Origin of the sequence: uncultured Chitinophaga sp. (assembly GCF_937898475.1) — a bacterium.
Lineage (GTDB): Bacteria > Bacteroidota > Bacteroidia > Chitinophagales > Chitinophagaceae > Chitinophaga.
The window spans coordinates 74858-98943 of sequence record NZ_CALEJS010000021.1; the positions used below are offsets into that span (position 1 = coordinate 74858).

At 47.6% G+C, this 24086-nt stretch carries 16 protein-coding genes; 9 read left to right on the forward strand and 7 right to left on the reverse strand.

The window, feature by feature from the left end:
- Positions 1-154: 154 nt before the first annotated feature.
- The 9 genes from Q0577_RS15535 to Q0577_RS15575 all read left to right on the forward strand — a co-directional run bounded on the left by Q0577_RS15535 (position 155) and on the right by Q0577_RS15575 (position 14173).
- Entirely contained in the window at positions 155-3415 is a 3261-nt protein-coding gene (locus tag Q0577_RS15535; RefSeq protein WP_298737779.1) for a SusC/RagA family TonB-linked outer membrane protein, read from the forward strand.
- A 20-nt stretch (positions 3416-3435) separates the two neighbouring features.
- Positions 3436-5172, forward strand: coding sequence for a RagB/SusD family nutrient uptake outer membrane protein (locus tag Q0577_RS15540; RefSeq protein WP_298737780.1), 1737 nt, complete (start codon positions 3436-3438; stop codon positions 5170-5172).
- A gap of 239 nt (positions 5173-5411) precedes the next feature.
- Positions 5412-5828, forward strand: coding sequence for a MauE/DoxX family redox-associated membrane protein (locus Q0577_RS15545; RefSeq protein WP_298737781.1), 417 nt, complete (start codon positions 5412-5414; stop codon positions 5826-5828).
- A gap of 10 nt (positions 5829-5838) precedes the next feature.
- Positions 5839-6888 (forward strand): hypothetical protein, encoded by a 1050-nt coding sequence (locus Q0577_RS15550; RefSeq protein ID WP_298737783.1) that lies wholly within the window; start codon positions 5839-5841, stop codon positions 6886-6888.
- A gap of 83 nt (positions 6889-6971) precedes the next feature.
- On the forward strand, positions 6972-7235 hold the full coding sequence (locus tag Q0577_RS15555; RefSeq protein ID WP_298737785.1) for a DUF6520 family protein: 264 nt from the start codon (positions 6972-6974) through the stop codon (positions 7233-7235).
- Positions 7236-7301: 66 nt separating this feature from the next.
- Positions 7302-7850, forward strand: coding sequence for an RNA polymerase sigma-70 factor (locus Q0577_RS15560; protein ID WP_298737787.1), 549 nt, complete (start codon positions 7302-7304; stop codon positions 7848-7850).
- An 82-nt stretch (positions 7851-7932) separates the two neighbouring features.
- Positions 7933-8988: a FecR family protein gene (locus tag Q0577_RS15565; protein ID WP_298737788.1), complete on the forward strand. Its 1056-nt coding sequence runs from the start codon at positions 7933-7935 to the stop codon at positions 8986-8988.
- 88 nt (positions 8989-9076) lie between these two features.
- Positions 9077-12250 (forward strand): SusC/RagA family TonB-linked outer membrane protein, encoded by a 3174-nt coding sequence (locus Q0577_RS15570; protein ID WP_298737789.1) that lies wholly within the window; start codon positions 9077-9079, stop codon positions 12248-12250.
- A gap of 21 nt (positions 12251-12271) precedes the next feature.
- Complete coding sequence (locus Q0577_RS15575) at positions 12272-14173, forward strand: RagB/SusD family nutrient uptake outer membrane protein (protein WP_298737790.1); 1902 nt, start codon at positions 12272-12274, stop codon at positions 14171-14173.
- Positions 14174-14206: 33 nt separating this feature from the next.
- Here Q0577_RS15575 and Q0577_RS15580 read toward each other — a convergent pair whose 3' ends face one another.
- The 7 genes from Q0577_RS15580 to Q0577_RS15610 all read right to left on the reverse strand — a co-directional run bounded on the left by Q0577_RS15580 (position 14207) and on the right by Q0577_RS15610 (position 24086).
- A complete protein-coding gene (locus Q0577_RS15580) occupies positions 14207-15133 on the reverse strand; it encodes an HTTM domain-containing protein (RefSeq protein WP_298737792.1) in 927 nt (308 codons plus the stop codon).
- Positions 15134-15135: 2 nt separating this feature from the next.
- Positions 15136-15762: a hypothetical protein gene (locus Q0577_RS15585; protein WP_298737793.1), complete on the reverse strand. Its 627-nt coding sequence runs from the start codon at positions 15760-15762 to the stop codon at positions 15136-15138.
- A 64-nt stretch (positions 15763-15826) separates the two neighbouring features.
- On the reverse strand, positions 15827-16168 hold the full coding sequence (locus Q0577_RS15590; RefSeq protein ID WP_298737794.1) for a hypothetical protein: 342 nt from the start codon (positions 16166-16168) through the stop codon (positions 15827-15829).
- Between the two features lie 216 nt (positions 16169-16384).
- Positions 16385-17017, reverse strand: coding sequence for an SH3 domain-containing protein (locus Q0577_RS15595; protein WP_298737796.1), 633 nt, complete (start codon positions 17015-17017; stop codon positions 16385-16387).
- A complete protein-coding gene (locus Q0577_RS15600; RefSeq protein ID WP_298737798.1) occupies positions 17014-19077 on the reverse strand; it encodes a hypothetical protein in 2064 nt (687 codons plus the stop codon). Before Q0577_RS15600 ends, Q0577_RS15595 begins: the two co-directional genes overlap by 4 nt.
- 27 nt (positions 19078-19104) lie before the next feature.
- The gene (locus tag Q0577_RS15605; RefSeq protein ID WP_298737800.1) at positions 19105-20631 is read right to left on the reverse strand and encodes an Hsp70 family protein; all 1527 of its coding nucleotides are present in this window, start codon (positions 20629-20631) and stop codon (positions 19105-19107) included.
- A gap of 2 nt (positions 20632-20633) precedes the next feature.
- Positions 20634-24086, reverse strand: a complete 3453-nt coding sequence (locus Q0577_RS15610; RefSeq protein WP_298737802.1) for a cell division protein FtsA — start codon at positions 24084-24086, stop codon at positions 20634-20636.

Below are 24086 nucleotides of genomic sequence, written 5' to 3' on the forward strand. Positions count from 1 at the left end.
AAAGCGGCTGTACCGTTTTAACTGATTAAGTCACCATTTAAAACAAGCTAAATCTATGTTTTTTTCTGCAAAAAATGCAGAAAGCGATGCTATTGCTAGAACTCCACGCTATGGACACCTTTCTGCTGCTTATCAAAAAAGACTGAAACAGATTATGAGAGTGAGCCTTCTTTCGTTCTTCGTGATGTCGTGTTCGTTTCAGGTATTGCTGGCCCATAGTACCCGGGGACAGGACATGGAAGATATAACAGTCCGGTTGGCGCTTAAAGAAGAGAAGCTGATCACCGCACTGAAAAAACTGCAAAAGCTGACACCCTTCACCTACGCCTATAACAAACGTGCCCTGGGCAATATCGCTGATATTTCCCTGCCCGAGGGTACCAGGACGGTGAAGGAAACGCTGGCACTGCTGCTGAAAGACCAGCCGCTGGTCTTTGAACAGATCGGCAGCAATATTGTCATCTCACCGCTGTACGTGGTACGCTCGGAAAGCGCTGCGGATAAGGGGGCGGTGATGCAGCAATATACCATCCAGGGTAGAATAACAAATGCCAAGGGAGAACCGCTGCCGGGTGTAACAGTTGCCATTAAAGGCACCACCACCGGTACTATCTCAGATGTTGACGGCCGCTTCAAGCTGAATGTAAGCAGCGATCAGCAGGTAACGCTGGAATTCACTGCCATCGGTTTTGAACCGCAGACCATTGAAGTGGGCGCCCGCCGCGAGATCAACATTGTGATGCAGGATAAGGCCGTGGGATTAAATGAAACGGTGGTGGTGGGTTATGGTACCCTGAACCGCCGTGAAGTAACCAGCGCCATTACCCACGTTTCTGACAAGGAACTGCTGGCAGTTGGCGGCAACAACCCGCTGATGTCTTTACAGGGCAAAGTAGCCGGTCTTACCATCTCCAACACGGGTACGGCAGATCCCAACTCCAACCCGGTGATACAGCTGCGCGGCGTATCTTCCCGTAATGCCGGGCTGGGACCATTGATCGTTGTGGACGGGGTGCCCGGCGCCAACCTGGAAAATATCAACCAGAACGACATTGCATCGATAGACGTGCTGAAGGATGGCGCCGCGTCTGCCATCTACGGTACAAGAGGCAGCAATGGCGTGATCATGATCACCACCAAAAAAGGCGGCAGGGGCAACGGTCCGCAGGTGACCTATAACGGTTATACCACTTTCGACTTTCCCACCCGCACGCTGAAATCCCTTTCTGCGGAAGAATTCGTAAAACAGAACAGGGGCACGGATTATGGCGCCAGAACAGACTGGGCAAAAGAGATCAGCCGCGATGCTGCATTTTCACATAAGCATACACTCTCTTTTTCAGGAGGCGATGTGCGCAATAATTACCGCGCAACTGTTGACTATAAAAACGCCCAGGGCGTGGATATCCGCTCCGGCCGTAAAGAGTATGGCGGCCGTGTATCACTGAACCATACTTCCAAGAATGAGCTCTGGAATATGGGACTGGTGGTAGCGCCGCGTTATTTCAAACGGAATGATGCTGATTACGATGTGTTCAACATGGCTTTGTCACTGAATCCTACTGAACCGGTGATGGATCCGAATGATCCCAACCGCTATTTCCTGGATAACGGATCGGAAGTGTTTCATCCCGTTGAAAGACTGAAGACGGAACTGAGCGGATCAGAAGCAAAGTTCCTGGATCTGAATGCCACTATCAGGCTAAATATATCGCCCAACCTTTCCAGCCAGATCACCCTCGGTGAAACCACCAGGGATTATTTTGACTTTTTCTTCCGGCCTTCCACCTCCACCTATGCCCTCAAAAATCAGGGCGGTCAGAGTTCTGCTAACCGCAAATATGCTAAAACAGATCAGAAGACCTTTGAGTGGATAGGTAATTATAATCTCAATAAAGGACGTCATTCATTAAAAGCGCTGGGTGGTTATTCTTTCCAGTATTTTCAGTATTCTGAATTGTATGCAGAGAACCGCGGCTTTACTTCTGATGCATTTACCTATAACAACCTGGGTAACGGTATTTATCAACAGGTGGAAGGACGTAACGGGATGAGAAGTACCAAGAACGATTCCCGCCTGATCGCCTTCTTTGGCCGTCTGAACTATACCTACAACGACAAGTACCTGGCTACCGCCAGTCTGCGTTATGAAGGATCTTCCAAATTCGGCTTCAATAACAAATGGGGGTATTTCCCTGCATTCTCACTGGGCTGGCGTATCAGCAGCGAGGAATTCATGAAGGACCTTACCTGGGTGGATGAACTGAAGCTGCGCGGCGACTATGGCGTTACCGGTAACCAGGATTTCGGCAACTACCTCTCGCTTGACCTGTATAACGGTTACGGCTATTATCCGCTCAATGGTACCTATTACCAGGTGTGGGGCCCCGGGCAGAATACCAATTACAACCTGCGCTGGGAAAAAGCACATAACTGGAACGTAGGCCTTGATTTCTCGCTGTTCCACAGTATGGTGAGCGGTAGTATTAACTACTATCAGCGCAGGCAGCAGGATCTGCTGGGTAACTATAATGTGCCCATACCGCCGAATATCCAGACGCAGACCTATGCTAATGTAGGCTCTATGCGGAATTCGGGCCTGGAGCTGCAGTTGAATGTGCTGGCCGTTAACCGGAAAGATTTCAACTACAGTATATCCTTTGCAGGCGCTACCAACAACAACCGATTTGTTTCTTTCTCCAACGACCAATACCATGGCCAGGGCTTTATTGATGTAGTGGGAATGCCCGCGCCCGGTAGTCCCGGTACGGCGCAACGCCTGCAGGAAGGCGAGCGTATCGGCAACTTCTATATGTGGAAATATGCGGGTGTGGATGATCAGGGCAATTTCCTGGTATACGACAAAGGAGGCAAGCCCATCCCGTCTAACCAGGCTACCAATGACGATAAGCAGATCGTAGGTAATGGCCTTCCCCGTTTTACAGCCAGCCTTGGTCACTCTTTCAATTATAAGAAATGGGATGCCAGCGTATACTTCCGCGGTGCTTTTGGCTATGACATTTTCAATGTACACGACTTCTACTACGGCCTGCAGAATGTACAGCAGAATACCAACGTGCTGGAGTCTGCCTATGGCAAAAATGCGCATATCAGCGGACAGAACACACTGGCCTTTTTGAATGATTACTTCCTGGAAAAAGGAGATTATGTAAAGCTGGATGTGGTGACAATTGGTTACACCCTCAATTCCAAGTCTAAATACTTTGAATCGCTGCGTGTATACGCCTCTACCAGGAACCTGGCCACCTTTACCAGCTTTAAGGGCATTGACCCGGAAGCCTACCCGGTAAACGGTCTGTATCCCGGCATACTTACCAATTCCGACGGTGGTGGCAGCAAAGCCTATTATCCGTCTACCACGCAGGTGCTGTTTGGTGTGCAACTTAATTTCTGAGTGATTAAATATCCGCGAACATGAAAAAGAATCTTTTCCGAACATATCTTATAGCAGGTGGTTTGTGCGTATTGTCAGCCGCCTGTACCAATCTTGATGAAACATTGTATGATAAGGTAAACTCATCTAATTTCTTCCAGACAAAAGATGACGTGTACCGTTCTTTCCTGCGCACCTTTGAGCATGGTTACTGGACCGTGCAGGGCACTACCTTCATGATGCAGGAAAACACCGGCGACCAGATCATGACGCCTAACCGCCAGGGGCACTGGTATGATGGCGGTACCTATTACCGTTTACACTATCATACCTGGACCCCCCAGGACAACTATACCAGCGATGGATGGAACAACCTGTACCAGGGCATTGCGCAGGCCAATAACTCGCTGGAAGATCTGAGAAGCCTGGACGCTTCGAAGTTCTCTATGACAGATGCAGAACTCAAACAGCTGATAGCAGAGCTGAGAACAATGCGCTGCTGGTATTACATACGCCTGTTTGACCTTTACCGTAACATAGAACTGGTTACTACGTTCAAAGGCGAAACCAAAGGCGTAGCACAGGCTACTCCCAAAGAAACGTTTACATTCATTGAAACGGAACTGAAGGAAGCCATTCCAGATCTGGCGGCCAAAGGAGACCCCGGTACCGAAAACTTCCAGGGCCGCTGGACAAAAGCAGGCGCCGGTGCACTGCTGGCGCGTCTGTACCTGAATGCAAAAGTGTATATAGGGGAAGACCACTTTAATGATTGTGCGGTGATCTGCCAGGATATCATCAATAACAAGTATGGTAACTATGCCCTGGCACAGCGCTGGGATGAGCCCTTTGACTGGAACAATGATAAGAGCGGTGAAACCATCTTCGCGTTTCCAGGCTCCTTTGGCCGTACCCACTGGCAGTATGATGGCGGTATGTACTGGTGGGGCGGGCCTTACAAGGCTTCCCAGTATTTCGGCTTTACAGACTGGGGCAATATGAACCCCAAATATGCTTTGCAGCCCGGACGTGATGTAGACGGCAACGAATACAGCTTTCAGCTGGGTAAGCCTTTCCTTAAGTTTGCAAAGTATCCGGATGATGTGCGCCTGAAACTATACAAGAACCTGGGTAACAGTACACGCGAAGGTATGTTCCTCTTCGGTTACCTGGTGTATAACGATGGTAAGGATACCGTTACCAGCGATAATGGCTATACGCTTTACATCCGCGACCAGGTAGGTATCTTCAACCGACAGGTGGGAGACAGGCTGGTGAGCTATGGCCCTAATGAAGTTCCCAGCGACAAGCAGTCGGACATGACGCATGCCGACCAGAACTCAGGGCTTTACTTTGTTAAATATCCTTTCTATCCTACGGATGATGCTCACAGGATAGAATCCGACTATGCAGAAGTAAGGCTGGCGGAGATCTACTATGCACTTGCCGAATGTAAGTTCAGGGCGGGCGACAAAGCCACTGCCGCTACCTTGCTGAATGCCGTACGCCAGCGTTACTACCCGTCAGGATCTCCCAGCCTCTATGATGCCGGTGGCAGCACCCTCACAGAGCAGGAGCTGCTCGATGAATGGGGACGCGAGTTCCTGGGCGAAGGCCGCCGCCGTACAGACCTGGTGCGTTTTGGCAAGTTCAACAGCGGTACCTGGTGGGATAAGCAACCGGATGGGGATGATCATACCAGTATTTTCCCTATCGGGCAGAATGTAATGAATGTGAATACATCTCCTGCGCTGAAGCAGAACCCGGGGTATAATTAACTATTCCATATTGAAGGCAGCAAAGAGGCCGTTCTCATTTATGAGGCGGCCTCTTTTAATTTAGTATACTGTTAGTATACTGCCGGAAAATGTGTCAATCTGACAAAAAAAAACAGGCAGCTGGAAATATTCAGAATAATTTCTTAGATTACGATAGCAAAATAGCCAATGAATGCCAGTGTGAACCCGAAGACTTTCCTGAAAACTATTGCGTAACTCCGTCTGTAAATGCGTATTCCATGTTAAGAAAAACCGTCGTGGAGACCATTTGTCTCTTATTCATTCTTTTGTTCGTTTATACCGCTGTCAGCAAGTTTATTGATTACCAGAATTTCCGGGCCGTTATAGGGCAGTCTCCCCTTATTACGCGGTTTGCACCTGTGTTGGCCATTGTAGTTCCCCTGGCTGAAATAGTGATCGCTTTGCTGCTGGTGATCCCGCGCTACCGGCGGGCTGGTCTGTATGCCTCTTTTGCAATGATGACCCTTTTCACTGTGTACATTATTGTGCTGGTCACCTTGTCTGATAAGATACCTTGCTCGTGCGGGGGCGTGATCTCCCAAATGAGCTGGACACAGCATCTCTATTTTAATATTGTTTTTGCTGCCCTTGCGCTATTGGGCATGTGGCTGTATACCAAACTGGCTCACGCTTAAAGAACATACCATGATGCAACCCTTCCGATTTGCCGCACTGTGTGTGGCAGCCTGTATTGTGCTGGTGCTGATCCTGTATGCATTTGCAGAAAAGCCTAATGAAAAGAAGAATGGCTTTACCCGCAGGGTGCTCCCACATGCGGCCACACTTAAAAACTCGCTGGAACTGAAATATCCCGCCTATTACATAGCGGGGCACAGTGAAGAACAGATCTACCTGGGCAACTATTCTGCCTCACTGCATTTGCTGCGGGTGCATCAGCAGCTGCAGGATACACAGCAGCTTACACTGAAAATCCCTGCTGGTGAGCGGTACGCCTGGAAGCTGGCGCGGATCATGGTAGATTCTCCTGCGGTGTATTTGGCAGAAGGAAGCACACCTGCCCTTTACAGGGGAACGCTGGATGATCTGCAAATGAGCAGGTTCCTGCAGCAAAGCTGCTTCTTTAATGTGCTGCAGCAGGTTTCTTCCACCTCTTTTATATCCCGCAGCATTCATATGGATTCCCTGGGTAATGGCCGCAACATCCTTGTAAAGATAAAAACGGACTCGCCCTATGTGAACCTGGCAAAAGATATTATTAAAAAACAGGTAGATGGTGTTTTCTGTACAGACGGCACATTGGATTATGACAGGCAAACGGGCAAGCTGTTGTATGTATATCACTACCGGAACGAGTTTATAGCGCTGGATACCAATCTCCAGACCCTCTATACAGGTCACACCCTGGACACCAATACCAGGGCCAAGATACAGGTGGCGAAGCTGCCTACGGGCGTCAGTAAGTTCTCGGCGCCGCCTGCATATGTAAACAGCCTGGCAAGCGTGGCCAATAACAGGATCTATATTCTTTCTACCCTGGTGGCTGATAATGAGCATTGGCAGGCCCGCCGGGATACGGAGATCATAGACGTATACTCGCTTGACGACGGCGCATATATGCATACAATGTACATTCCCCTGGAGGAAAAAGGGCGTATCTCCGATTTTATGGTGAAGGGAAACCAGCTGTTTGCAGTATGCGATCATTCCCTCAACGCTTACACCATCGTGCAGTAACAACATTTCTATTGCAATAGAACAGGCGGAGCCGAAAACCTGTAGAAAAAAGTAGGCAAGTATCTGATTTCAATTGTACTGACATGAACTTTAAAAAATTCGGATTATCAGCAACGGTATTTGCGCTGGCGATTGCAGGCGCTTTTGCAACCAGCAGTAAAAGGTTCCCGGGAAGCGGGTATACCAACCTGCAGCAGGTACCTGACCAGGGTTCACCCTGTGTATACAGGGGGTATTGCGCCGGCGGATCCACCACCTGCCATGTGTTCATTAACGGGCGCCCGCTGCAGCTCCTAAACCTGGAGTCTAACGGAACATGCAGTAGTTTTGTGCTTTCCCAGCCCTGATCAGCAGGATATTATGTAAAGCCCTGCAACATTGCAGGGCTTTACTTTTTTTGTATTTTTAGGTCCATGTCCACGTTTAGTACCATTACCGCATTGAAAGAAGGGGATACCTCCGTTTTCAGTGAAATATTCAATGAATATCACCGGAAGGTATACTTATTTGTCCTGTCTAAAACGCACTCCGAATACATCGCCGAAGAGACTACACAAATCACATTCATTAAATTATGGGACTACCGGCAGCAGTTAAATGAATCTGAGCCGGTCAGCAAACTGATATTTCATATAGCACGGGCTACCTGTATTGACCTGTTCAGGAAGGACGCTGTGAGGGACAGGGTATTGAAACAGGAAAAGCCCCGGCAAGATGTTACGGGAAACATCACTGAGTCGGTAGAGGCAAAGGAGCTGCAACAGCGGATAAAGGAGGTGGTACACCACATGCCCCCCGTCAGGAGAAAGGTATTTGAGCTAAGCCGTTATGAATGCAAATCTTATAAAGAGATCGCCCAGCTGCTTTCCCTCTCTGTTAAAACGGTAGAAAATCATATGACCCTCGCCATCAAGCATTTAAGGAAAGCGCTACCCCTGCTGGTGCTGCTATCCCTGTTATAGAAAAAAAATTTTTCTTCTCATTAGGGGATGCTTCTTTTTCAAACGATATAGTATCGGGAGGCTCCACATTATCAAGCTGCAAATGATACCAAAGGAATTAATTGACAAGTATTTCAGGAATGAATGCAGTGACGAAGAAAAGAAGCTGGTGCTGGAATATTTCAGGAATAATCCGGAAGAGTGGAATCAATACATGACGGAAGAGGACTGGGACAATTTTACACCGAACCGGGAGCTGGACCCCCAACTTTCTGAAAAGCTGTATAAAACAGTAAGCAGGCATTCCTTTGGGAAAGGCCGCAGGGTGCGTATGGCCTGGCTCACAGCTGCAGCACTGGTAGGAGCGGCGGCGATGATCGCCTTATTATGGATCAACCGGGCAGATAAAAGCGACTTTGTTGCTACAACAACTGACCCTTACGGAACCAAGGAGCTGCTGCAAGAAAGAAGGAATACGACCGATACACTGATGCCTGTACTGCTGGCAGACGGATCTGAGGTGATACTATCACCGGGGAGCAGCGTACGTTTCTACGCAGCGCTTATAACAGATAACAAGCGGCCGGTATTCCTGTCAGGGAAGGCGCTGTTTAAAGCAGCTAAAAATGAGGAGCAGCCCTTCACCGTGTATGCAGATAAACTGGTGACCACTGTACTGGGTACTTCCTTTACCGTGCAGGCGTTTGAGAAGAGTAATGTGATCATGGTAAAGCTGCATGATGGCAAGGTACGGGTAGCTGCTGCCGATACAGCGCACGCAAAGTGGAAGAATGATGTGATACTGCTGCCAGGTGATGAGCTCACCTATGATAAGGCTACTATGCTGGCAAGTGTAAAACATAGTACACCGGGTAAGCAGATGGTAAAAGCAGGCCCGGCAAACAGGACAGGGTATGTGGTGCAAAGGCCCGACTGGTACACGTTTGAAACATCGCAGCTGGCAGAAGTGTTTGATCAGCTCAGCAGCTACTACCAGGTAGATATTTATTATTATCCTTCCGATGTACATAATAAATATTTTACCGGGCGGATGCGGAAAACAGATTCGTTAGAGACCATATTAAAAGATATAGCATTATTGAATCATCTTACTGTAGAGCAGAAGGAGGGAAGTTATATTATAAGGAAAAAGAAATAGCCAAAATCAGGATAATCAATTTCTCCGGGATGTTGCACAGATCAACATCGGGGCGTTCTATTGCCTAACTAAAGACTTGTACTTTAAAATGAAAAAATGGAATTCCACGTATGCCCTGCTGGGCATAGTTGCTATGCTTTGCCTTATTCCAGCATGGGCCTTTGCCCAGCAAAACCGCGCGGATGTTACGGGCATTGTAAAAAGCGAATCAACAGGAGAGGCGCTTTGGGGTGTAAGCGTAACCGTTAGCAATGCGGAAAGCAATTTTACGGCTTCAGTACAAACAGACAGCGCGGGTGTTTTTACTTTCAGCCGTCTGCCTGCAGGACCGGGCTACACCTTTGCCTTTTCCTTCATTGGATTTGAAAAGCAGGTACTGTCGGGCTATAGCCTGAAACCCGGCGCAGATTTCTCCCTGCGGGTGCAACTGAAGAACCAGGATCAGCAAATGAGTGAAGTAGTGGTGGTAGGTTATGGTACCATGAAGAAGAAAGATCTTACTGGCGCTATCAGTCAGCTTAAGACAACAAAGCTGGAAAAGGAAAGTCCGCGTTCTGTACAGGACCTGCTGCGCAGCGGGGTGCCCGGCTTATATGTTGGCCAGAACACCTCTGCAAAAGGCGGCGGTGATATGCTGATACGCGGACAACGATCTTTAAAAGCTGCCAATGACCCGCTCATTGTGCTGGATGGGGTGATCTTCTTTGGAGAACTGTCTGAGATCAACCCGCAGGATATAGCGCATTTCGATGTGCTGAAAGACGCATCTTCCGCCGCTATCTACGGTGCAAAATCAGCCAACGGCGTGGTTATTATTACCACCAAGAAAGGCGCTACCGATAAACCCACCGTCCGTTTTGACGCCAATACAGGAATAGCCGCCATGGGTAAAAAGCGGGAAGTGTATGATGCACAGGGCTACCTGAACTACCGTACAGATCTCTTTAACAGTACTACCAGGTGGGCCACCCCGGCCATGTATGTACAGCCAACAGAACAGAACCTGGCAAAGTATGGTATCACCATGAACGACTGGCTGGCCTATGATGCGCTGACCGGCGACCCGGATGATATATGGCTGCGCCGCATCGGCCTGTTTGACAAGGAACGGCAGAACTACACCAAAGGCAGGACCTACGACTGGTTTAAGAATTCATTTCAGCACGGCCTGCAGCAGGACTACAACGTGAGTTTTTCAGGAAGGAACAAGGATGCACTCAACTATTATGTTTCACTGGGCTACCTGAATAATAAAGGAATTGTGGTGGGTGATCAGTACCGCGCTTACAGGGCCAATATCAAGGTAGACGGCAAGATCAACAAATGGATGCATACCGGTGTGAACATCAATTTCCAGGACCGCTCAGATGGTAACCCGGCAGTAGACTGGGGCGGACAGATCATTAACAATTCGCCATTTGCCTTGCCGTATGATGATAACGGACTGCTGGACCCTCAGCCTATGGGTGCCAGTATGAACCAGGGCTCCAACACCGCCTATCATAACCAGTACAAACAGCTGGAAAAAGGATTTACCGTTTTAAATACCACCCTTTACCAGACGATCAAGCTGCCGTTTAACATTACCTATCAGCTCAATTTCTCACCCCGCATGCAGTGGTTCTACAACCGCTATCATGAGTCTTCACAGAACCCTTTCTGGTCTGACAATGGAAAAGCAGTGCGGGAAAGCGAAAAGAAGTTTGACTGGCAGATAGATAACATTATTACCTGGGACTATACCTTCGCTCAAAAACATAGCGTGAAGGTAACGCTGCTGCAGAATGCTGAAGAGCACAAAGGGTGGAAAGAAAGCATCACCGCCAGGGATTTTTCTCCCACAGATGCCCTGGGCTTTCACAACCTGGGCGCCGCCAATCCTTTGAAGACCACTATCAGCAGCAATGACTTCAGAAGCACGGGAGATGCGCTCATGGGCCGCTTATTCTATTCCTATGATAACAGGTATCTGCTGACAGCATCGCTCCGCAGGGATGGCTACTCTGCATTTGGCGCCTCTAATCCAAGGGCCACCTTCCCCTCACTGGCCTTTGCATGGAACTTTGCCAATGAGCGTTTCTTCCACTGGCAGCCAATGAGCAGCGGTAAGCTGCGCCTGTCCTGGGGCATGAACGGCAACCGTTCCATTGATATTTACCAGGCTCTTTCCAATCTGACTACCGGTCAGGGACGTTATCCCTATGTACAGCCTGACGGAACCGTATATGAGCTCTCTCAATTGTATGTAGACCGTATGGCCAACTATGACCTGAAGTGGGAAGCTACCTCTTCCTGGAACATAGGGCTGGACTTCGGCTTCCTGAACAACCGGATCACCGGTAACATGGAAGTGTATTACATGCCTACCACAGACCTGCTGATGGACCAATCCCTGCCTGATTTTACAGGCTTCAGCACCGTTACCACCAACCTGGGAGAGGTAGTGAACAAAGGCTTTGAGCTGGGACTTACCACCCTGAATATGGACCGGAAGAATTTTGAGTGGACCACCACCTTTGGTTTCTTCCTTAATAGGAACAAGATCAAACATCTTTACTATACCTATGAAGATGTGCTGGATGCAGACGGCAAGGTGGTAGGTTCCAAAGAGATCGATGATATCTCCAACAACTGGTTCATTGGTCATGATATCTCTTCCATATGGGATTATAAAGTACAGGGCATATGGCAGGAGAACGAACGGGAACAGGCTGCCCGCTATGGCGAAATACCAGGAGATGTAAAAGTGGAAGACGTTAACAATGACGGAAGATACACGAATGAAGACAAACAATTCCTTGGTTATACCACACCACGTTTCCGCTGGACATTGCGTAATGACTTTACCTTATTCAGGAACCTGGAATTTTCTTTCAACATGTATTCCAACTGGGGGCATAAGCAGACCTCTACAGATTACCTGAATAATTTTGGCGCAGGCACTACCTGGACCAGCTCTTATGTCAGGAAATACTGGACGCCGGAAAACCCTTCTAACGTGTATGCCAGGCTGAATTCTACCGACGTGCAGAATATAACGCCGCCAAGGGCTATTGAAAAGACATACATCCGCCTGGACAACGTTGCCATTTCCTACACCCTGCCCAGGCATATTGCCAGCCGGCTGGATATGAGCCAATGCAGGATATACGCAGGTGTGCGCAATGTAGCGGTATGGGCAAAAGACTGGGAGTACTGGGATCCTGAAACCACCTCGCTGATGCCCAGGTACTATACAATAGGAGTAAGCGCCACCTTTTAAAAGTATTAAACGGAATTAACAATGAAGATCACACTATATAAATCTATAAGGATTATACTGTTGGGGATAGCCGTACAATTGCCAATGAGCTGTTCAAAGAGCTGGCTGAAACCGGATCCGTTATCTTTTTATGAGCCGTCTGTTACATTCACTTCCAGGGAAGGATTGGAAGCAGCTATTACCAGCTGTAACAGGAACCTCAGGTATGTGTGGGCAGGGGAAGCGGCTCCCCTGCTTACTGACCTGATCTTTTCAGATGTGGCGGTGATCGGTACAACGGATAAATCCGGCCCCGCACAGGACCTGAACGCCATGATCACACCCACTTCCAATAACAACGACATTAATACCAATAAGATCAGCTGGTTCTGGTTTGAAGGCTATAAAGGCGTGAAGTACGCCAATTCAATTATCTCTAACCTGGACAGGGTGCCAGGCCTGGATGCCAACCTGCGTGACCAGATGATGGGCATGGCTTATTTTCACCGGGCTTTTCGCTACCTGTGGCTGGTATTTCAGTTCGGGGATGTGCCGCTGCTGACCAAAGAGATCACTAATCCCAAATTCAATTTCCGTTCCACAAAAAGAGAGGTGATATTGCAGCAACTGGTATCAGACATGGAGTTTGCCGTGGAGCATGTACCAGCTGCCACTGATTTCGGGATGGTGAATAAAGGCGCCTGTCAGCAATTACTGATCAAATGTTACCTGGCCACCGGCCAGTTTGATAAGGCCATAGCGGTTGCCAATACACTGATTAACGGCTCCGGCTATTCGCTGATGACAGCGCCCTTCGGCACATTCGTAAACCCCATGCCTGCCATTCATAACATTACCAGGAATGTGATCTGGGACCTGCACAGGGGCCCGAACAAAACCATTGCCACCAACAGGGAAGCTATCTTCAACGTTATCAGCCGGGAGGATTTTGCCAACAGCCGCCACGATGTGTTCTCCATGAGAAGCGCGCTGCCATTTATTTCAGGCAGCGGTAACCAGCTGATCAGCACTCCTTCAGGCAAATCCGGTATGAGCACCAGCTACACACTGACGCATGATAAAATAGACCTGCGTAAAACCTATGGCAGGGGCGTTGGCATTCTGCGGCCCACCTGGTACAGCACCAATACCCTCTGGGAGGATACCGCAGATCTGCGCCACAGCACCGCTACCGGTAACTGGATGCGTATGGAAGATATGGTGTATAATAATCCCTCGCTGCTTTCAGGCGGAGACCCTTATTACGGAAAGCCACTGCAGAAGTATAACAGCTCCGGCAAGCTGCTGGTCATTGATACGATCCGCTGCTGGTATGACTGGCCTCATTACAAGCTCTGGGTGGAATCTCCAAGAAGTGAAACGGTGGATAACTATAACGGCGGCGCCAGCGACTGGTATGTTTACCGGTTGGCAGAAACCTACCTGTTGCGTGCGGAAGCCTATTTCTGGAAAGGCGACAAGGCGGCCGCTGCCAATGATCTGAATACCATCCGCAGCCGGGCCCATTGTACAAAACTGTATACCGCCGGTGAGATCAACATGGGAACCATTATGGACGAAAGAGCCCGTGAATTGTTCTATGAAGAACTGCGGCATGTGGAACTGAGTCGTGTGTCTTATATTTTCGCACTTACCCAGCAGCCGGACGAATTTGGTAAAACCTATACAGTAGACGGCCTTTCAAAGAGCAGCTACTGGTATGAACGCCTCAGCAGGTATAACAATTTTTACAACAAAGGCGTAAAAACAGTGTACGGCGCTGTATTCACAGCAAGCCCCTACCACCTCCTATGGCCGGTGCCGCAGGCAGACATCAATGCCAACAGGGAGGGCAGGCTTAACCAGAACTTTGGTTATTCGGGATACGAAATGAATCAGCCGCCAATTGATAACCTGGAAGACGCAATTGCGGCGCAGGAATAGGGAGGCAGTGAGCGCCGCATGGATAAAAATATCTTATGCGGCGCTGGCTTGCCTGCCGGTAGTTAAATGCTTTAGTTTGCTAAAGGCAGAAAGGCTTCCATGATATATCTTCAGCCACTGCTGGTTGCTTAAAAAGAAACCCTGCGCAAAAATGAATATCAGCTGAAAATCGTATAACATCATGAATATACCAATGCCCGCGTGAAGGATAATTGCCACCGGTATTAAATATTTTCTGAGCGCCCTGGTCCAGATCAGTATGGGGTACAATAATTCCAGCAGTAAGGTGCCGTAGGTAGTAGTCACAACAAATACAGCGCTGTTGGCCAGACTGGTGTTAAAGGGAGTGCCATTGAACCGCTCCAGGTTAAAGGTATAATAGGTGGCTACTCCGCTAAACCATACATCCGCATGTATTTTATGGATAGCGCTGATGAAATAGATCAGGCATAAATGCATGCAGATACTCATGCCGGCTAAATTGGAAGCTAGGCACCTTAGCTTATAGAACCGGGCGCCTTCATACCCGGATATCGAGAAATACCTGAAGCTGTCTGCAAACGCCAGGTACAGCAGGATAAACCGCAGGAAATTGTCTCCTCCGTTCAGGATCTGCGGGCAAAGTTTCTGCGTGATATCATATAACAGGAAGACTACTATGGCGGAGAAATTTTTTCCCACGCCGAAAAGCAGTAAGATCAGGAACAGGATATACACGCCGAAGAAAGTATAAATACGATCTCTCACCAGGGATGCATCAAACGAGATAAAGAACTCACTGATATACCGGTGCATAGGCGCCAGGTAGCCGGCGTCAGTATACAGCAATGGCAGGAATTGCCACGAGAAGGCCACCTGTTTCAGAAGCAGTAAACAGGCGAAGACCCTGCAGCAGCTCAGGTAAAAGCTGTAGTTATTGGCTACCGTAAGCCCCATAACGAATGCGTTTATCTTTTTCATGTTTAAAGGTTGAAGGGGTGGCTACTGAATGCGATCTCTTCTTTCCCTTTTTGTAGTTTCCTGTCAACAAACTGGGGGATATATACCTTGGTAATGATAACCTGGCAGCTCACATCGTTTTTATTGATCCCGTTCTCGTCAGCAATTTTACGGGCATACTTTATCAGTGTCCGGAAGTCGCTTGTTTTTTCTATATCGTTCACGATTCTTTCTTTTACACTGGTATCTTTTTCTTTGAACAGTGACTGCATACTTTTACTGGCAAACACATCGTGCAGCAGTTTTACATTGCCTTCAATATTGATGAGCGAGGATGCCAGTATATAGTCCATCTTCTGGTAGTATTCATTAAAGGGCGCCTTCTCATGCTTTGCAAGCACGATAGGAGCTATAGCTTCGAAAACGTCTTTGTGTTTCGTAGTTGTATTTTTAAATATAATGTATACCCGCTGGTTATAGGTAGGGGGTGGTGCAAAGAAGGACCAGCGCTGATAAAAATGTGTATTAAAGATCTCCCGTCCAATATCTGCCGATATATTTAAAGGATTGGCAGGAGCTACAAAGAATATTGTTGCAAGCCAGTAGGTACAAAACAAAAGAAAAACAGCGATATAAAGTCCTGATTTCATTTTTGTCAGTTTTTATGGTGTTAATTAAAGCCTTTCAGCGGGGAAATGCTGAAAGGCTTTACTGCTACATCCTGGGAGCATCCAGGTTACGCATATCCACTTCCTTCATCACATTTTTGTATGTCCCCAGCAAGGAGGAGCGGGTAGTAAATCCGAACAGCCAATTGGCAGCCGCAGCAGTAGCGGCCGCAGTACCCAGGTAGGATGACTCCGCTAATGCAAACGCCACTGCAGGGGTGAAAAGGGGAGTACGGTTGGATGAAACGATGGTGGATAAAGATGTGTTGAATCCGGAGGTCTTTTCCCGGTTGTTCAACAGGTCAGGCGCCACCTCTGGTGCAGGCCTGAATGACATTGCCGCAAGAGAGACCCCTCCCGCAAACAACAGGGCATGAATTGTTTTCATTTTTCGGATTTTAAGGTTAACTAAAAACGAGCGCCATAGCCGGGGAAGCACCTCAGCCGGTTTGCTCATGTAAGCTGAGAACAAAGTAAGGCATAATTGAGGCGAATGCATGCTGTATAAATACGCAATCAGCCGGGGTATTATTACTAAATATGCAAGCCCGCTCAGTGGCGGGCTTGCATTTCCTGGCAGATGATGAGTGCGTTTTGGGGAGCATCAGCGCGTTGGCTGTGAGGGTCCGGTTTCCGTTCTGTTTTTCTTCAGATAATGCAGGTTCACAAATCCTTCCCTGCCATTATACCTTATTTTTACCCATTCCGCATTGCGGCTGTCGTAGAAGCCCTTTTGCAAAACCTCTGCTTCCTGGCCCCGTTTTAGTGTGGATATGACGCGGCCGAATTTCGAGGCGGTGGATCGTATATTTACGTCAGTGGTGGCAATATAGAATTCCCGGGTGATCTCCACCGCAACTGCAGGTCTGGCAATTCCTGAAAGGTTAAAATCTGAAGTGTACTGCGCAGGTTTATTGATCATGCACATTATGGTGATTACAAGGGCCGCGAGCAGCAGCGGACACAGGATCAGCCATTTCTGCAACTTTTTCTTTTTAACCGCCACGGTTACTCCTGTAATGCTGCCAATAAAAAGGCCCAGCATTCCCCATACGAGGACAGGGTTAAGCGCATCTATCCTGAGCATGTTGTCTACAAGAAAGAAGAAGTTGTACCCATAGAAGGCAGCTACTATAACAAGCAATAAAATAAGCTGTCCCAGCACATATAAACCGATCGTCGCTCCTATAATGATCAGTACCCATTCACCCGTCCCTGTTTTTTTACCGGTGCTCATCTTTTAATAAGGTATTTGATAAGAAAATATAATCCTGTACAGATCCCTGCTGCAAAGAGAAAAAACGCACCTCCAAAAAGGGCAAAATAACCATAATGCTCCCGGGCAATTTCCCAATGAACGAAAGTATTATATGAATTCCCCAGCCAGTCACTATGTTTTGTAGCGATGAGCAGCCGGATAAGCGCAAAAAAGACAGCGGTTATAACTGCATAACGGCATATTTCGGTAATAAAAGCCTTCCGGGGAAATACTACTGTAAAAGTAACAGGGATACTGATCTTTTGTTGTTCGAAAGTGGTAACCACCAGGCTGGTATCATAATGAACGCCTTTTACAAGCATGCCGGAGTCAATGCTCAGTGTTACAATGCAATGCGTAACGCCGGTGGTGTTGTTAATGGCAATCAGCTCAGGTGAGACCGAAACACCCGGTATGTTTTTAGAGAATGTAAGGTAAGCTGCTGTATAGCCCCTCGTTTTGTTGGTAAAGGTGATTTGGGTTTGGATGATCTCCCCGCTCTGGATACCGGGATATGCCAGCGAGCTGGTGTCAGTGGAGAGATCAGCATGCGGAAGCGCAGGTTTAAGCAGGTGCAGAAAATATTCAAGACCATTGTCCTGCCTTGATTGAAACGCATCTCTTACTTTATTCCAGGCAGCGGTGATATGAGACTGGTTGATGGCATCCAGCCATACGGGGATCCATTGATTGAAAAGTTCCTGTTTCCCTGCATCCCAGCTCTTCTTATCTTTATTTATAACTGTACACAGCTCCTGCGGTTGTTTTACACTATTGATACCGTCAAATAAGTAAGGCAGGTCCTTGTTGAATGTATAGATGAACCGCAGGAACGCCAGGTCTAAGTTTTCGGCGCTATCCCTTATCACCAGGAAATTGCTGTAGGCGGCAGGGTTGGTTTCTTTCAGCCATATTTCGATGTATCCTTTTTTGAATTGGTCTTTTCCCTGTTTGTGGGCCAGTTCATTTTCGGTAAAGAAGCTGCAAAGCGCTGCTACCCCGCTGGCCGTACGGCCGGCAGAAAACCGGTAAGGTAAGGAACGGTTCAACCTGTAAACAATGCTCAGGAAAACAGCTTCCCGGTCTTTGGAAGTCTTTGCAATGTTGCCGATCTCCCTGGCAAGCACAATGTCTTTCTGTGCGATGGACTGTTGAAGCAGCAGCAGGTCATCCTTTATCAGCGTTTTAGCTTCCGCCGGATCATCAAAAAGAATGCTGCCAACCTGCTCCATGGTGCTTGCATACTTACCAGGTAGTATCTGGATCTGCAGGAGCTTTCTTTCCTCTTCAAGTTTTTCTGCCGCTTCTCTTTTTTCCTGGGTCATCCAGCTGTTCACAGACAGCAGCTGTTCTATCAGTGATTCGCCAGACAAGGTTCCGTAAGGCTGGAAGTGCAGGGCGTCGATCGTTTTTTTAATGATAACGGCAGTTTCGTCCGGCGTGAGCCCATATTTAAGCCCGCGGTTCAGGCACAGCTGGACCTCGGATTTGTCTGCAACGCCATCCATCGTCATATGCTCCAGGCTGTCTTTTAGCTGCTCTTCGCCCTTTTGTATACGGGCATTGTTGATCTCAGTATAGTATTGTGCAACACCATCAGGGGCGCTCAGTTTGTTGTAAGCCTTTTTTAGTTTGTTCAGGCTGTTCTCTATAGTGCCCTCGCCGTATTTATTTTTGAAAGCAATACGGTTGCCGCCTGTATTCATACGGTCCGCCTTACTTTTCCAGAATTCTTCCAGTAAGCTGTAATTTCCTTTTAATATGTCGGAAGTGATGAACCGGTACTGTTGGTAGTCGAGGTACAATACCTCGAAGGGGTTGTCAGAATGAATTACTTTCCAGTCACCTGCCTGATCGTCAAAACCTTCAGGAAGCTGTTTCAATCCGCCGGATGCAGTGCTTAGAGCAAGTCTTTCCTTTAGTGTAGTGGCAACAGGCTCTTTGCTTTCTGCAGTTACGGAGGTTTGTTCCCCGCTGAGGATGGCTTCGGGGTTGTTACTGTTTTCAGCCGCTCCCGGCAATATTTTTTCTCCTGGCATGTTGGTTTCGATATTAAAGGCAAAGGATTATAATCTTATATCGATTTCGTTGATCTTATTCCTTAATTCATGCTTGTCTATATCAACATCGTCGCTTTGTATCCATAGCTCTTTCCTGGCGTCAGGCGGAAACTCTACGATTGATCCAAGCACACCGTCTTCATTCACCGTGATCGTTACTTTAACATTACCCGGGGGATTACCCAGTTCGAGTCTGCCCCGCAACACGCACTCATCCGGTTGCCTGGATTCACCTTCATATATTTTCAGTATGGCATTAGATTCAGCCGGGAAATCCTGCTCAACTTTAACCGGCAGCATGCGGTTTCTTTCAATCAGTGGTTCTATGTATGGTTTCCCGTTGATCTTCACTTCAATTCCAACGGCCTTGGAGGTTACATCTTTTACACGGTTTCTCCTTGTGCCGTATATTACTGCGCCGGTGGCAATGGCCGTATCGTAGCTGAATCCCGGTATATTCCTGGGGATTTTCCTTTTTGATAAGGCTTCCAGCATATCCGGTATCATAGGCATCCTGCACGCGCCGCCGGCCAGTATAATATCATCAATATCTCCCCAGCTCAGGTTGGCTTTTTCGAGCGCCTTTGTGCAAATGGTTCTGCAAAGGGACAACAGGTTGGATGAGCGCTCTTCAAAATAAAAGGGCGCTTCGGTATCCATATCAAGGTCATTCATGTCGTTCTGCAAGGGATTGCTGCGGTAGAGTGTTATCTCTACGTCGTCGCCCTCCGATGTGATGATGACGTTTGTCTGTTCATTAACGGTAAGTTCGAATTTTGCTTCCAGTGCTTTTTGCTGAATATCCCACCCCATATCTTCAGGGATGTCTTTGCCAGTTCGTTTGCGGAACTCACTGTAGAGGTAATCCATGATCAGCTCATCCCAATCCTTTCCACCCAGTTCGTCGGCACCGTCGGAGGTGAGCACGATGCTGTCGCCGTTCTGGATCCGTAATATGGTAACATCCAAGGTACCTCCTCCCAGGTCAAATACCAGGATCTTTTTATTTTCCTGTAAGGTTCTGCCATAGGCAAGAGCGGCGGCAGTGGGTTCATTGATGATGGCCACCACATCGAGACCGGCGGCGTAGCCCGCTTTGCGTGTTTCCTGTCTTTGGAGATCGCCAAAGTACGCCGGTACGGTGATCACCGCAGGTATAATTGTGCTCTTTTCTTCTGCATCCTTTGGCAAAATGCCATTTTTCCGGAAGAAGAGGAATGCTTCTTTTTTGAGTTTTCGCAGGATAATGGCAGACATACCTGCAGCTCCGTAATAATACCCGTTTATTTCATAACGGGAATTGATATGCCGTGGTTTACCCATATCCCGCTTTACAAATTCATAGATCGGAGAGGTGGGTGTTATTTTCCGGTCGTTGGCTTTTTTTCCTACGCAAGCTGCCTTTCCATCAAACCAGATTACGGAGGGTGTTGTTTCCTGTGCGTCTGTATTAGGAATTATTTTCGGCATTCCATTTTCATCAATGAAAGCCACACAGGAATAAGTAGTTCCAAGATCAATGCCTAGCAGCATATTCAGATCATTTTAGATTTTATTATCTCCAGTAATAGCTTTATTTCTATGATAAACACCGGCTCGATCAGGCGCTGGCTTTCTTTAAGCGATTGCATCCTGATATATTCTTTCAACACGCCATCCCTGATAATGCGTTTTTCGGCCTCTCCCAGCACAATCTTTGTATCTTCAGTGAACAATCCATTCTTTATCCCGAAGAAGTTCAGGATATCTATAAAGCGTATCAAACGGTCAAGCGAAGTTGTTTTGAATCTTGTTCTGTTTGTTTCATCAAACAGGTCCCTGTTGGAAATAGGCATATGGAAAGGAACGGATCTGTCCAGCAGTTCAATATTTTCCCCGCATACTACGCCTGCATAGAACTGATGTACATTAGTGCTTTCTGAAGGCATGTCATATTCATCGTTCATGTCATTACTGGATCCGGATAACAGCCCGTTATTGTTATCAAGATCCATTACTACCAGTCCGCCGGATGCCTCGCTTTTATACCCGGGCGACTGCAATTGTTCTACTGCTTTGGCCTTAACGGGTTGCGGTAAAGCAGATTTGTCGTTCAGGCAATTAAAGAAGGCAGCATTGAGTATCCTGGAGGCAATACCCTGCTTGTTATATTTGCCGAAGTCAATCCAGTTAATGAGTTTTGCCGCGTTACCTCCCCAATGGAGGTTAATGCCGTCATCCGATATCCTGGTAAGCAAGCCGCCTACCTGTTCGTTGGTAGAGATACATACCTCTGCGGCATAAAAGGATAAGGCGCCGAACTCGAGCGCAATGATTTGCCGCAGCTGCTGAACGTCTTTGTTGTTTGCATGTTTTACAAGCATTTCCTGCACACGTTCCTCCTCATTTTTCAGGATGAGGTTCAAACGGGCTGAAAAGTATCCTGGTTCATTCTTTTTTTCTTCCAGGGCAATGGCTGCTTCTTTTGTAAAGAGCAGCTCGCATACCCGGTTGTTTGTTTGCAATATGCTTGCCAGCTGCCGCCCGGCCAGCAATACCGAAGCATCGAATGCAATATTGTTAAGATACCATATGCTGATATCTGTTGTGCCTCCGCCCACATCCAGGCAGATGGCGGCTATCTCTTTATTTGCGCGCTGGCTGATATCCTTGATGGTAAGCGGGCTGGCGAAGTATTCGCCGGCGGCTATTCCTTCCGTTTTAAATATGGGCTTCTTTATCCGGATCTTTATCTCGTTGTCTGCCGTTACTTCCCTGTGGATATCCAGCACCCGGTAATTCTGTATCGCACCATCGTATTTCAACAGCTTTTCGAATACCCGCTCCCATTCACGTTGAAACACCTCAATGTTTGTGGTAGAGAATGCTTTGGGATAAGAGCAGGCCAATCGCACCTCGCTCACGTTTTCCCTGACCACTTCAATCAGCAGCAGGAACAACAGGCTTTCCAGGAAGTATTCCGTATTTCTTTCGCCGGCGCCGTCCCATTTTATATCGGATAGAACATTGTCGGGAAATTTATAGGCAAGGGGATAATATATAAAGTAATCCAGCACCATGGTCTCCTTATTGGCGAGGTTATATATTTTAAGGGTGCTGGGAATGGGAAGGATCACTTTCCGGGTTGGAAAGAAGTATTCTTCCAGGGCATGGTTGCGTATTTCCGGATCGCTTTCGGTAATGCTTCTATAGTAGTCCGGGAAGTTGTAGCTCCATCTTTCCGCTGAATCTGCCGAGCCTCTGTTTTTATAGACATTGGTATTGGAGGTGCCGAAGTCAATGCCTACCGTCCAGGTATGCTTAAGTCCCTGAACGCTGTTTTTCTTTTCTATTAAAAGCAGTCCAAGGGCGGCATCCTTCTCGTTGTTAACGGCAATCGCTTCAGGGAAGCAGTTGTCGCCAAATAGCTGTGATATTTTTACCCGCTCTGATACATGATCATGTTTAAGCTGCCGTTCGCGGTCCTGGGTAATGGCTATCTCACCTTCAACAATGGGTTGCATATGAAAACTGTCTGCTTTTCCCTGAAACAGATAGTAGCGTCTCCAGCTTTCGCCCAGGTAATCCGGGAAAATTTCCAGTATGGGAGCATCTACCTCCACAATCTCGCCTTCTTCGCTTTGGTTCACTTTTGTTTTATAGGTCCGTTCAACTTTATAACCTGACCGCCCTTCCATTGGCAGGTAAAAGGAGAATTTCACAGTGCTTCCCTCATCCTTGAAGGAAGGGTTCAGTTTCTCTTTAATCTCATTGGCAGAAAAGAAGGAGAGTATTTCTTTCCTGAAAGGAAGGATATATTTTTTATTGATGTTTAATTCTTCTTCCGGATCATTGAGCATGTAGCCATTCTTGGCCTTCAGCAGGGTAGGAGAGAGGAAGTAGAGCTCCGGCCTTACCCACATACCTTTATCAGACCCTATATCAATTCCGTTGATTGTTTGCCCGGAAGGAGCATTGAAAAATCTTTCAATAATAGCCTTCGAATTATCGCCGAGGGATTTTGGAATTAAGCCGTTCCAGATGTTCACCTGTTCGCTGAGTATTTTTTCCGTTATCATTACCACCCGCAGCTCCTTTTTCCTGGATGACTGCAGTAGGATATCTGAGATCAGCTCATCAGACTTTATAGTCTCATCCCTTCGAAGCGGATGTAATAACCTTTCATACACGTTGTACTCTGCGAGGAAGGTGGCGACGCCTTTAACGTCGATGGCGTCTTCTGCTACCTTGTGGGTTTTTACATCGATAGAGGCATTTTCTTTCAGCCCCAGCTTCATCCTGATTTCGTCCAGCCAGTCGTTTAACAATTCATTGATAGTGCTTACAACGGCGTTGTCAGGGTTGCTCTGATCTGCATAGAAAATGGGGATCAGCTTTTTTTGCAGATGATACAGCCATTCTCCCAGGTATTCCAGGCCGTCTTCTTTATTCTCAGGAGGGGCCAGGAAGCCATCTTTATCTTTAAAGGAGAAAGCAACCTGTTTTAACCGGTGACTGTAATCTACACCTGTATAGACGAGTGTGGCAGGAGAGAAGGCGCCGATAGCAATGCCGTTGAAGCGTATCATCAGGATGTCTGTCCATTTGTATGGCTTGCCTTTCTCCAGCTGTATAGGCTTCGGGCTGAGGTTTTTAAGGGCGGTGGAAAATGCTTCGTTATTGAGATGGATTGGTATGATCTCCAGCCCAGACAGTTCCGGTTTAACCTTATGCAGGGCCAGCAGGCTTAAGAGGCCTCTCCACTCCTGTATGCACTTCTTTCTCAGCGGATGCCTGGAGTTGGAGCGCATAGCAGACTGGAAAAGTAATGGTCTTGCCCATATATCGGGTATGGAGGATACTCCCTTTGTAAGCGCCTGCTCATCGATCACTATCCCATCGCTGATACCCAGAATGATTTTTTTTTCATTATTGAACCAATGCGCATTTTCTTTGGGAACGGGAATATTGGCATCGAGTTCAGGCAGGAAAAAATGATTTTGCGGCAT